The sequence below is a fragment of the Priestia sp. MDV22-iso46 genome, from assembly GCF_058629175.1.
In genome coordinates, this window is the sequence record NZ_JBZVWT010000002.1 from 483,961 (window position 1) to 496,770 (window position 12,810).

11 protein-coding genes are annotated in these 12,810 nt (G+C 40.4%); all 11 read left to right on the plus strand.

Annotation, left to right across the window (positions count from 1 at the left end; all coding sequences use genetic code 11):
* The first annotated feature begins 119 nt into the window (after positions 1-119).
* Complete coding sequence (gene coaBC, locus AC4NPH_RS14435; protein WP_013058925.1) at positions 120-1,337, plus strand: bifunctional phosphopantothenoylcysteine decarboxylase/phosphopantothenate--cysteine ligase CoaBC; 1,218 nt, start codon at positions 120-122, stop codon at positions 1,335-1,337.
* Positions 1,334-3,748, plus strand: coding sequence for a primosomal protein N' (gene priA, locus AC4NPH_RS14440; protein WP_013058924.1), 2,415 nt, complete (start codon positions 1,334-1,336; stop codon positions 3,746-3,748). The genes coaBC and priA overlap by 4 nt, the downstream gene beginning before the upstream one ends.
* 70 nt (positions 3,749-3,818) lie before the next feature.
* Positions 3,819-4,292 (plus strand): peptide deformylase, encoded by a 474-nt coding sequence (gene def / locus AC4NPH_RS14445; RefSeq protein ID WP_013084828.1) that lies wholly within the window; start codon positions 3,819-3,821, stop codon positions 4,290-4,292.
* A gap of 10 nt (positions 4,293-4,302) precedes the next feature.
* On the plus strand, positions 4,303-5,241 hold the full coding sequence (gene fmt / locus AC4NPH_RS14450) for a methionyl-tRNA formyltransferase (RefSeq protein ID WP_013058922.1): 939 nt from the start codon (positions 4,303-4,305) through the stop codon (positions 5,239-5,241).
* On the plus strand, positions 5,234-6,574 hold the full coding sequence (gene rsmB / locus AC4NPH_RS14455) for a 16S rRNA (cytosine(967)-C(5))-methyltransferase RsmB (RefSeq protein WP_029320537.1): 1,341 nt from the start codon (positions 5,234-5,236) through the stop codon (positions 6,572-6,574). The genes fmt and rsmB overlap by 8 nt, the downstream gene beginning before the upstream one ends.
* Positions 6,575-6,576: 2 nt before the next feature.
* On the plus strand, positions 6,577-7,668 hold the full coding sequence (rlmN, locus tag AC4NPH_RS14460; RefSeq protein WP_013058920.1) for a dual-specificity RNA methyltransferase RlmN: 1,092 nt from the start codon (positions 6,577-6,579) through the stop codon (positions 7,666-7,668).
* Between the two features lie 4 nt (positions 7,669-7,672).
* Entirely contained in the window at positions 7,673-8,416 is a 744-nt protein-coding gene (locus AC4NPH_RS14465) for a Stp1/IreP family PP2C-type Ser/Thr phosphatase (RefSeq protein ID WP_013058919.1), read from the plus strand.
* Positions 8,417-8,421: 5 nt separating this feature from the next.
* The gene (gene pknB, locus AC4NPH_RS14470) at positions 8,422-10,467 is read left to right on the plus strand and encodes a Stk1 family PASTA domain-containing Ser/Thr kinase (RefSeq protein ID WP_170960230.1); all 2,046 of its coding nucleotides are present in this window, start codon (positions 8,422-8,424) and stop codon (positions 10,465-10,467) included.
* A gap of 13 nt (positions 10,468-10,480) precedes the next feature.
* Complete coding sequence (gene rsgA / locus AC4NPH_RS14475) at positions 10,481-11,362, plus strand: ribosome small subunit-dependent GTPase A (RefSeq protein WP_013058917.1); 882 nt, start codon at positions 10,481-10,483, stop codon at positions 11,360-11,362.
* Positions 11,363-11,364: 2 nt separating this feature from the next.
* A complete protein-coding gene (gene rpe, locus AC4NPH_RS14480; protein ID WP_013058916.1) occupies positions 11,365-12,021 on the plus strand; it encodes a ribulose-phosphate 3-epimerase in 657 nt (218 codons plus the stop codon).
* A gap of 116 nt (positions 12,022-12,137) precedes the next feature.
* Entirely contained in the window at positions 12,138-12,785 is a 648-nt protein-coding gene (locus AC4NPH_RS14485) for a thiamine diphosphokinase (RefSeq protein WP_013058915.1), read from the plus strand.
* Positions 12,786-12,810 lie beyond the last annotated feature (25 nt).

Sequence of the window (12,810 nt, forward strand, 5' to 3'; positions counted from 1 at the left end):
AGCAGGATAGTGAATGTCTCACTACAAAAATGGTATAATAATTAAATTGAAAAGCTTTAGATAGTTACCCGAGTAAACAAGCGGATGCTGGTTGAGCGGGATAAATAGATGGGGGCATAATGATGAAGGGAAAACGAATTTTATTATGTGTTAGCGGCGGAATCGCCGTATATAAAGCTGCAGCTTTAACAAGTAAATTAGTACAAGCGGGAGCGGAAGTTAAAGTAATGATGACTGCTTCAGCATGCGAGTTCGTAACGCCGCTTACGTTTCAAGCTCTGTCTCGAAACCCAGTTTATACAGATACGTTTGATGAAAAAGATCCATCTGTGATTGCACATATTGATTTAGCAGATTGGCCTGATTTAATTTTAGTAGCTCCTGCTACGGCAAATATGATAGGGAAAATAGCAAATGGTCTTGCAGATGATATGATTTCCACAACGCTGCTGGCTGCTACTGCACCTGTGTGGATTGCACCTGCAATGAATGTTCATATGTACGATCATCCAGCTGTTAAAAAAAATATGAGCACTCTTTCATCATTTGGTTACTCTTTTGTAGAACCTGGAGAAGGGTATTTGGCATGCGGTTATGTAGGAAAAGGTCGTCTTGAAGAGCCAGAAACAATTGTTTCACTAATCGGATCTTATTTTTCACAAGCATCACATACACAAAAGATCCTTGAAGGTGTTAATGTATTGGTTACAGCAGGACCTACGGTAGAACGCATTGATCCCGTCCGATTTTTTACCAATCGCTCTACTGGGAAAATGGGCTATGCCCTTGCAGAACAAGCTGCTAAATTAGGCGCATCCGTAACACTTGTAACGGGACCGACGAATTTAGAGTATCCAAAAGGAGTGCAGGTTGTTCAAATTGAAAGTGCACAGCAGATGCTTGAAGCTGTTATGCAGCGTTATCATGAAGCAGATGTTGTCATTAAATCAGCCGCAGTGGCAGATTACCGACCAAAGCATGTATTTGATCAAAAGATGAAAAAGCAGCCTGGTGAAGCAGTACTAGAGCTAGAGAGAACAACAGATATTTTACGCACGCTTGGAGAGCGAAAAGAACACCAGCTTTTAGTCGGCTTTGCAGCAGAAACAGAACAAGTGGATGAATATGCACAAAAGAAACTTGCATCTAAAAACTTGGATATGATTGTAGCCAATAACGTGACGACAGAAGGAGCAGGTTTTGGGACGGACACAAATATTGTAACGCTCTATAAGCGAAGCGGAGAGTCTAAAGAACTTCCCATTCTTTCAAAACACGATGTAGCTACCGAGGTGTTAAAAGAAGTGAAGGAAATGTTAGAAGGGCTGAAAAAATGAGTGTAGCTAGTGTAATTGTGGACGTGGCTGCTAAGCAAACAGATCGAGCTTTTGACTACGCTATTCCCGACAAATGGAAAGGAATTATTGTTCCGGGTATGCGAGTTGTCGTTCCGTTTGGTCCTAGAAAAGTTCAAGGGTTTGTGGTGGCTCTTAAAGAAGAGGCTGAAGTTAAGCGTGTTAAACCAATCGCTGACCTGCTTGATTTAACGCCGGTTCTGACTCCCGAACTGTTAGAGATTGGGCACTGGCTAACCGAAAAAACGCTTTGTTTTATGATATCGGCTTTTCAAGTTATGCTGCCTGCGGCGATGAAAGCAAAATATGATAAAGAACTGTCACTCCTTTCAAAAGAGGCACACGAACAGCTTCATGAGCAAGTAAAGCCGTTTTTTCAGTCAAGATCCTCGCTGAAGTGGAGTGAAGTAGAAAAAACAGCCGCTGCTCCTGCTTTTCACCGTGATATTCAAAAAGGTCTAATTGAAGTCGTCTACGTTGTTAAAAACAAAGGAAACAAAAAAACGGCAAAAGGCGTAAAACTGAATCAAAGCCTTGAAGAAATTCAGCAGTTTATGAGCGAGTTAAATAAGCAGGCAGAAAAGCAAAAACAAGTGCTGTCTTTTATGCTGAATCGAAATGAAGAAGTAGCCATAAAAGAAATAGCGGAAGATTTGCAGATTACCTCCGCTCCTATAAAAGCGCTGATTAACAAAGGACTCTTAGCGGAAACGGAAATTGAAATATACCGTGATCCTTATCAAGATCGATACTTTAAACCATCACAGCCATTTCAATTGACCGATGAACAAGCTGAGGCAATCGCACCGATTCTGCATGACATCGAAGAAAATCTTCACGATGTGTTTTTAATGTACGGAGTAACCGGAAGCGGAAAAACAGAAGTGTATCTCCAATCAATTGATCAAGTGCTAAAAAAAGGGAAAGAAGCGATTATGCTTGTTCCGGAGATTTCACTTACCCCTCAGATGGTCAAGCGTTTTAAAGAGCGATTCGGCTCAAAAGTTGCTGTGCTCCATAGCGGCTTGTCTACTGGAGAAAAATACGATGAATGGCGAAAAATTCAGCGAAAAGAAGTATCCGTTGTAGTAGGGGCCCGCTCTGCTGTATTTGCGCCATTTGAAAATTTGGGCCTTCTTATTATCGATGAAGAACATGAGACGAGTTACAAACAAGAAGAAAACCCCCGTTATCATGCTAGAGATGTAGCCATTTACCGAGGGCAGCATCATCAGTGTCCAGTCATTTTAGGAAGTGCAACCCCAACGCTTGAGTCCTTTGCAAGAGCGCAAAAAGGTGTGTATAAGCTACTGACGTTAAAGCAAAGAATGAATAAGTCATCAATGCCGTCGGTGGATATCGTTGATATGAGAGAAGAGCTTCGTAGCGGCAATCGCTCTATGTTTTCAACTATGCTGTTTGAAAAGATGAAAGACCGTTTGGAAAAAGGGGAGCAAATCGTTTTATTTTTAAATAAAAGAGGTCATTCTTCTTTTGTTATGTGCAGAGACTGCGGTTACGTTCCGACATGTGAGCACTGTGAAATTTCACTAACGTATCACCGCTATCAAAATAAATTAAAATGCCATTACTGCGGACACGAAGAACATGTCCACACTGATTGCCCAGAATGCCACAGTGAACATATCCGCTTTTTCGGATCTGGTACACAAAAAGTGGAAGAAGAATTAACAAAAGTGCTGCCCGAGGCTAGGGTCGTTCGAATGGATGTTGATACGACAAGCCGAAAAGGCGCGCATGAAAAGCTCCTGAATAAGTTTGCAAGTGGAGAAGCGCAAATTTTATTAGGGACGCAGATGATTGCGAAAGGACTCGACTTTCCAAACGTCACGCTTGTAGGCGTTTTAACAGCAGATACGATGCTGAATTTACCTGACTTTCGTGCATCTGAAAAAACGTTTCAGCTTTTAACACAAGTAAGCGGAAGAGCAGGACGCCACAAACTTCCAGGAGAAGTAGTGATTCAAACGTACACGCCTGAACACTACAGCATTCAACTTGCGAGTCAGCATGATTACGATGCGTTTTATAAGCAGGAGATGGAAATTCGTAAAATGCATAAATATCCGCCTTTCTTTTACTTGGCGCTTGTAACGGTATCTCATGAAAATATTGCAAAAGTGGTGTCTGTTACAGACAAAATTTCGCAGTATCTGAGTCAGAAACTTTCGCCGCAAACAACGATCTTAGGGCCAGTCGCATCTCCGATTGCTAAGATAAAAGATAGATATCGCTATCAATGCATGTTAAAATACAAGCTGGAACCAAGCCTGATTCCGCTGTTGAAATATATATTAGAACGTTATCAAGCGGAAATGCAGAAGGAGAATTTAACGATCACTATTGATTTGAATCCATACTCGATGATGTAACTAGTCGTCTTGATGGCGTTAAAGAAGAAGCTTTTTGGATATAAATAGAAAGAATAAAGGAGGTGCCTATTTGGCTAAGCTTAAGCTTGTTTACCATCCTAATGAAGTACTTGAACAAGAATGTGAAGTCGTTAAAAACTTTGATAATAAATTAGCGAAATTACTAAACGGCATGTATGATTTAATGCTTGAAGCAGACGGTGTGGGTCTAGCTGCTCCTCAGGTAGGAGTTCTGCAGCAAGTGGCAGTGGTAGACGTGGATGACCGACACGGTAAAATTGAGTTAATTAATCCGGTAATTATTGAGCAACGAGGCGAACAAATCGGTCCAGAAGGCTGCCTAAGTTTTCCGGGCCTTTTTGGTGACGTGGCTCGAGCTGATTATGTGAAAGTACGTGCGCAAAACCGTAAAGGAAAACCTTATTTTATAGAAGCAAAAGGTTTTTTAGCACGAGCAATTCAGCATGAAATTGATCATTTACACGGTGTATTGTTCACGGAAAAAGTAACAAAGTATTACGAAGAGGATGAACTAGAAGGGTAGGTTTTACACGATGAAAGTCGTATTTATGGGAACGCCGGATTTTTCAGTGCCGGTTTTACAAACATTACTTAAAGATGGATATGAAGTGGTCGCAGTGGTTACACAGCCGGACCGACCAAAAGGACGCAAGCGCGTATTAACACCTCCTCCTGTAAAAGTTGAGGCGTTAAAGCATGAAATACCTGTACTGCAGCCAGAAAAGATTCGTTTAGAAGAAGAATATCAGCAAGTGTTAGCGTATGAGCCTGACCTAATTGTAACAGCGGCTTTTGGTCAAATTTTACCAACCCCTATTTTAGAAGCGCCTAAATACGGCTGTATTAACGTGCATGCTTCTCTGTTACCTGAACTGCGCGGAGGCGCGCCGATTCATTATTCAATTCTACAAGGTAAGCCGAAAACTGGTGTTACAATTATGTATATGGTAGAAAAATTAGATGCAGGTGATATCTTAACACAGGTAGAAGTTCCGATTGAAGAACGTGATCACGTTGGCACACTTCATGATAAACTCAGCGCTGCTGGTGCAAAATTGCTTTCAGAAACCATTCCTTCTCTTGTAAAAGGTGAAATTACGCCGGTTAAACAAAACGATGACGAAGCGACATTTGCTTCTAACATTAAGCGTGAACAAGAGAAAATTGATTGGGCCCGTACAGGAGAAGAAATTTATAACCATATCCGCGGACTTCACCCTTGGCCCGTTGCTTATACAACAGCAGACGGTCAGGTCATGAAAATTTGGTGGGGAGAGAAAGTATCCGCATCAGGCAAACCGGGTACCGTTTTATCACTTGAAGAGGATGGATTTATAGTAGCAACTGGAAATGAAACAGCTATTAAAGTGACGGAACTTCAGCCGGCTGGAAAAAAACGTATGGATGCAGCGCAGTATTTACGAGGTACATCCGTTGAAGTCGGAACAGTATTAGGGGATGTCAATGAGTAAGTACAACGTTCGAGACATAGCTTTAGATATTTTACTAGCTATTGAAAAAAATCAGGCATTCAGCAATCTATTGTTAAATAACAGCATACAAAAACGGGGTATTCAAGGAAAAGATGCAGGACTGTTAACGGAAATTGTGTATGGAACGATTCAAAGACGTGATACGTTAGATTACGGGTTAGCGCCTTTCTTGAAAAATCCAAAAAAGCTTCAGCCTTGGGTGCGAGTGCTGCTTCGTTTATCTCTTTACCAAATGGTATATTTAGACCGGGTGCCGGACCGGGCAATCCTTCATGAAGCAGTAGAAATTGCCAAAAAACGCGGTCACAAAGGAATTGCCTCAATGGTAAACGGCGTTTTACGAAATATTCAGCGCAGCGGCACGCCTTCTTTAGAAGAAATACAAAATCCTGTGGAGCGCTTGGCGATTGAAACGAGTCATCCATTGTGGCTTGTAAAACGCTGGGTGGAACAATATGGATTGGACAAAACACGCGGAATCTGTTTAGCTAATTTAATGGCCCCCAAACAAACAATCCGAGTAAACAGTGCACGCTTTACGCAAAATGAAGTAAAAGAAGCGCTTGAAAAAGAAGGGATTGTTGTAGAACCAGGCCATTTTGTAGAAGAAGCGCTAGAAGTTCAAAAAGGAAATGCAGCTCATACACAAGCATTTCGTGAAGGAATGTTTACCGTTCAAGATGAAAGCTCTATGTTAGTGGCTCATGCGCTCGGTGCAGAGGCAGAAGAGCTAATTTTAGATAGCTGTGCTGCACCGGGAGGAAAATCAACTCATATTGCAGAGCAGCTTAAAAACAGTGGTAAGGTTATTTCCTTGGACATTCATGACCATAAAGTAAAGCTGATTGCCCAGCAGGCAGAGCGTCTGCATCTTACCAATATTGAGCCGACGGTTCAAGACAGCCGCAAAGCGGGCGAACAGTTTGATAAAGAAATGTTTGACCGCATCTTAGTAGATGCCCCATGCTCAGGTTTTGGTGTAATGAGACGAAAACCTGATTTGAAATATACAAAAACTGAGCAAGATGTAAAGCAGCTGGCGCGTATTCAACAAGATATTTTAAATGCGGTTGCGCCTTTATTAAAAAAAGGTGGGACCCTTGTATATAGTACATGTACAATTGACCGAGATGAAAATGGGGATGTTGTAGCAGCATTTTTAACAGATCATGCTGATTTCCAAAAAGATGAAACACTTGCTGCACGGATGCCGCAAAAGCTTAAACAAAACGTAAAACATGGTGAAATTCAATTGCTGCCAGATGCACAAAGCGATGGATTTTATATTGCATGTTTACAGAAGAAGGTGTAAAAATGGAAGAAGTAGCTAAAAGAAAAGCAAAAGCAGAAGAAAAACCGCAAAAACCATCTATTTATTCATTAGAAATGCACGACCTAGAAAATTGGTTAGTAGAACACGGAGATAAGAAGTTCCGTGCTAAACAAATTTTTGACTGGTTATATGTTAAACGCGTAACGGACTTTGACGATATGTCAAACTTATCTAAAGGATTACGTGAACAATTAAAAGACAAATTTGCATTAACGACATTAAAAACAGTTGTTCAGCAAACGTCTGGGGACGGCACGATGAAGTTTTTATTCGAACTCCATGACGGTTATACGATTGAAACAGTGCTTATGCGTCATGAATACGGAAATTCTGTCTGCGTAACGACTCAAGTTGGCTGTCGCATCGGCTGTACGTTCTGTGCGTCTACTCTTGGAGGTTTAAAGCGTAATTTAGAAGCTGGAGAAATCGTAGCGCAAGTAGTAAAAGTACAAAAAGCGCTAGATGAACAAGGAGAACGCGTGAGCTCTGTCGTAATTATGGGTATTGGGGAGCCGTTTGATAACTATGATGAAATGATGCGCTTCTTAAAAACAATTAACAGTGATGATGGATTAAATATTGGTGCACGTCATATCACAGTATCGACAAGTGGAATCATTCCGAAAATCTATAAGTTTGCTGATGAAAAAATGCAAATCAATTTTGCAATTTCACTTCACGCTCCAAACAATGACATCCGCTCACGCTTAATGCCAATTAACCGTGCGTACAAACTTCCTGATTTGATGGAAGCTATTAAATATTATACGGATAAAACGGGAAGACGTATTAGCTTTGAGTATGGTCTATTCGGAGGAGTAAACGATCAAGTAGAGCATGCCGAGGAATTAGCGGATTTGATTAAAGACGTTAAATGTCACGTGAACTTGATTCCGGTAAACTATGTGCCTGAGCGTGATTATGTTCGTACACCGCGTGAACAGATTTTTGCATTTGAACGTACGCTTAAAAAGCGTGGCGTTAACGTGACTATTCGTCGTGAGCAAGGTCATGATATCGATGCAGCTTGTGGCCAATTACGTGCGAAGGAGCGTAAAGAAGAGACGAGGTGATTGTATGGCAACTGTCTTCATGACAGACCGAGGGAGAGTTAGACAACACAATGAAGATAACGGAGGGGTATTTTTGAACCAACACAATCAGCTGCTTGCAATTGTGGCTGATGGTATGGGAGGTCATCGAGCTGGCGACGTCGCCAGTGAGATGGCGGTTCAAAAATTGCAAATAGCGTGGGAAGAAGCGGACAAAGTAACGTCTCCTGATGAGGCAACGCAGTGGATTCGTACGCATGTTTCGCAAATTAATCAAGATATTTATCAGTATGCTCAGGAGCATGAAGAGTGTAAAGGTATGGGTACAACAGTTGTACTTGCTTTATGCGCCGATACGTTTTGTGCGATTGGTAATATAGGAGACAGCAGATGCTATATTTCAAATGAATATGGATTTCAACAAGTAACAGAAGATCATTCTCTTGTGAATGAACTCGTAAAAAATGGTCAAATCACAAAAGAAGATGCTGAGCATCATCCACGAAAAAATATCTTATTGCGAGCACTAGGTACCGAAGAAAATGTTAGTTTAGATGTAAAAACAATTGAAGTGGAAAAAGAAGATCGATTATTATTATGTTCAGATGGACTGACAAATAAGGTAACGGAACAAAAGCTGAACGAAACGTTATCAACAAGTTCATCACTTCACGAAAAGGGTACGAGCCTGATTCAATTAGCAAATGAGCTTGGTGGAGAAGACAATATTACACTTGCAATTGTGGACTTTACATCTGAAAGTGGGTGAGAGTGTTGCTAATAGGTAGACGGCTAAACGACCGTTATAAGGTATTGCAAGTAATTGGTGGAGGCGGAATGGCAAACGTCTATTTAGGTCGCGACATGATTTTGGATCGTGATGTGGCAATTAAAGTGCTTCGTTTAGACTTTGCAAGTGACGATGCGTTTATAAAGCGTTTCCATCGAGAAGCACAATCTGCTACGAGTATTGCTCATCCTAATATTGTCAGCATTTATGATGTTGGAGAAGAAGAAGATATTTACTATATCATCATGGAATATGTACCGGGTATGACATTAAAGCAATACATTCTGCAAGAATCACCACTATCTCTTGATAAAGCCATACATATTATGACGCAGATTACATCAGCTATTGCCCATGCTCATCAGTACGGAATTATTCACCGGGATATTAAGCCTCAAAATATTTTAATTGATCATGATGATACCATTAAAGTTACTGACTTCGGCATTGCCGTAGCACTAAGTTCTACAACCATTACGCATACTAATTCTGTTTTGGGCTCTGTTCATTATTTATCTCCTGAACAGGCAAGGGGAGGGCTTGCGAATAAGCGGTCTGATATTTATTCGCTTGGCATCGTCCTATTTGAATTGCTAACGGGTCGAGTCCCTTTTTCTGGGGAATCGGCTGTGTCAATTGCATTAAAACATTTACAGACAGAAACACCTTCTCCAAAAAGATGGAATCCATCTATCCCTCAAAGCGTGGAGAATGTTGTATTAAAAGCAACAACTAAAGATCCATTTTACCGATACAGTTCCGTCGAAGAACTCGAAGCGGATTTACAGTCTGCTGTTCATCCAAATCGTTATAATGAACAAAGGTTTACGGTGCCTGATGATGAAGAAGTGACAAAAGCCATTCCAGTTATTAAGGAGGATTTTGTTGAATCCGAAGAAACGCACGTACCTGTGAGAAAACCACCTCACTTAGAGCGGGAAGAACAAGAGGAAGAAGAGTTAAAGCCGAAGAAAAAAAAGAAGAAAAAGAAAAAAGGCAAAAGCAAGCTGATTGTAACGCTTGTTTTAATTTTTTTGCTACTAGCAGCTGCTAGTGTAGCCGCTGTTACATTTATTCCGGCTTTATTACTGCCAAAAGACGTAAAGGTTCCTGATTTACATAATCAAGATTATGAATCAGCAGTAACCGATTTAGTTTCTTTAGGCTTTAAAGTGAAGAATCCTAAAGATATATCCGATAATGAGGTGGAAGAAGGCGACGTGGTTAAAACGATGCCAGAAGCGGGAGACGTTATCAAAGAAGGATCTAATGTCATTATTTATCGAAGTACAGGAAAGAAAAAAGAAGCATTTAACCGGTACATTGGAAGAAGCTTTACGGAAGTAAAAAGTCTGTTAGAAAAGCAGAATTATAAAGATATCCAATCCATCGAAGTTGAAAGCACAGAACCGAAAGGCAATATTACAGATCAGACGCCTAAAGAAACCGAACAAGTCGTGCCGGAAGATACAACGGTTACGCTATGGGTAAGTAAGGGTCCGCCGAAGATTACATTAAAGGATTTCTCGGGCTGGACGGAAAAAAGCGTAAAAGATTATGCATCAGATGAAGATATTGAAGTGGACGTAAAAACAGCGTATTCCGACACTGTTGAAAAAGGTCTTGTGATGTCTCAAAAGCCTGCAGCGGAGCAGAGTATCGAGCAAGGTGATAGGCTCACCATTACAGTCTCAATGGGCAAGGAGCCAAAAGCTCCTCAAACGGTGTCAGTGGATGTGACTATTCCGTATAAAGAAGAGACTGACACCGAAGCAAGTACGGAACAAGGCGACGCAACGGAAACAGGCGATGCCACCGGAACAGAAGAGGAAAAGCCAAAGCCGCAAAAAGTACAAATTTATATCGAAGATGCAGATAACGATATGTCCGTTCCTGCTAAAGAACTAACGATTACTGAAACAACAAAAGAATCGTTCGATGTTTTAGTTGATGAAAATGAAAAGGCGTCTTATAAAATTGTCCGAGACGGGGAAGTTATTGAAGAAAAAGACGTTGAATATCCAGAGTGATAGGAGTGAGGTTATGCCAGAAGGAAGAATTATTAAATCCCTTAGCGGATTTTATTATGTTCTTCATGACGGACAAGTAACGCAATGTCGAGGACGAGGTGTTTTTCGTAAAAAGAAGGTAACGCCTTTAGTCGGTGACAATGTAGTATTTCAGGCGGAAAATAAGCTTGAAGGATATATACTTGAAATTAAAGAACGTAAAAATGAATTAGTTCGTCCCCCTATTTCAAATGTTGATCAGGCGCTGCTTGTTTTTTCAGCGATTGAACCTGATTTTAGCACAATGCTTCTTGACCGATTTTTAGTGTTAGTGGAGTCTAATCATATTGAACCTATTATTTGTATTTCAAAAGTAGATCTTTTATCACAGCAGCAAAAGCAAGAAATCGAGCAATATGCCGAAGAATATCGTAAAATAGGATATGAGGTCATTTTAACGTCGACAGTCACAGAAAAAGGCATGGAACAAATTCAGCCGTTATTTGAAGATCGCGTAACGGTTATTGCCGGACAGTCAGGTGTAGGTAAATCTTCACTGTTAAATACACTTAAACCAGAGCTTGAATTAAAGACAAATGATATTTCAATGTCACTTGGAAGAGGAAAGCATACAACACGTCATGTAGAACTGATTTCGTTTGGTGAAGGTTTAGTAGCCGATACGCCAGGCTTTAGCTCACTAGAATTTTTAACATTAGAAGTAGAAGAGTTAACCGATTGTTTTCCTGAAATGTCGCGTTTGAGTGAACAGTGTAAATTTCGAGGTTGTTTGCATGTGAAAGAACCAAAATGTGCGGTGAAAGAAGCATACGAACAAAAAGAAATTCCGAGTTATCGCTACGAACATTACTTGCAATTTATTGAGGAAATTAAGCAAAGAAAGCCGAGGTATTAAAAATGACAAAAATCGCACCTTCCATTTTATCTGCCAATTTTTCAAAGCTTGCTGAAGAAATTCGTGAAGTTGAAGCAGGTGGAGCAGACTACATCCATATAGACGTTATGGATGGCCATTTTGTTCCTAATATTACAATTGGACCGCTTATCGTTGAGGCTGTACGCCCTGTCACAACACTGCCATTAGATGTGCATTTAATGATTGAAAACCCAGATCAATACGTTCCAATGTTTGCAAAGGCAGGTGCTGATATTTTAACGGTACATGCTGAAGCGTGTACTCATTTGCACCGCACCATTCAATTAATTAAAGAGCACGGCATGAAAGCAGGCGTTGCTTTAAATCCTGCAACGCCAATTGACGTGGTAAAGCATATCTTAGAAGATATCGATCTTATTTTATTAATGACGGTGAACCCAGGCTTTGGAGGACAAAACTTTATTCCAAGTGTATTGCCAAAAATTGAGCAAATCTCTCAGCTTATTGAAATTCGTCACCTTTCTATTGAAGTAGAGGTTGATGGAGGAATTAATGAAGAAACAGCAAGAAAATGTGTGGAAGCAGGAGCAAATGTCTTAGTGGCTGGCTCAGCTATTTATAATCAAGAAGATCGAGCTGGCGCAATTAGTCAAATTCGCACAACTGTTCAAGCGTAAGTAATAAAAGCTGCTGTGTACAACGAGTAGAACTTGTACACAGCAGCTTTTTCTTTTAGGATAAAGAAAACATATTTATTTCGTCCATTTTTTAATAGAAAAGGAGCATATACATAATGAAAATTCATATTCTAGCAGGGGGACCGGATGAACATATGCCACCCCTGCACCAATCAAATGATGTAAAGTGGGTAGGAGTAGACCGTGGCGTATTCCTTCTTCTTCAACAAGACATTTTGCCCGTAAAAGCATTCGGAGATTTTGATTCCATTACAAATGCGCAGCTTAAGCTAGTGAGAGAAGCATTACAAGATGTTGAATTGTATCCTGCAGAAAAAGATGCAACGGATTTGGAACTTGCTTTTGAGTGGGCAATAGGGCAAAAACCGGACAGTATTTGTATCTTTGGAGCAACAGGTGGAAGGCTTGACCACATGTTTGGAAGCATTCAGCTCCTGTACAAAGGGTTAAAAAAGAAAGCGAATGTACAAATGATTGACAATCAAAATATCATTCAATTGTTTGAACCAGGCACTTATCATGTTGATCGTTTAAAGGAGTTTCACTATATTTCATTCGTTCCTTTTGCAGGCGGTGTAAAAGAGCTTACGCTAGAAGGTTTCAAATATCCGCTCAATAAGCATGAAGTAGAACTGGGCTCAACTTTATGTATTAGCAATGAACTTATTCAACAAAGAGGTACTTTTTCATTTACAAAAGGCATATTAATGATGGTAAGAAGCAATGATAAACGTTGCTTGTGATGAAGTATGGAAAATGAGAGCAGGA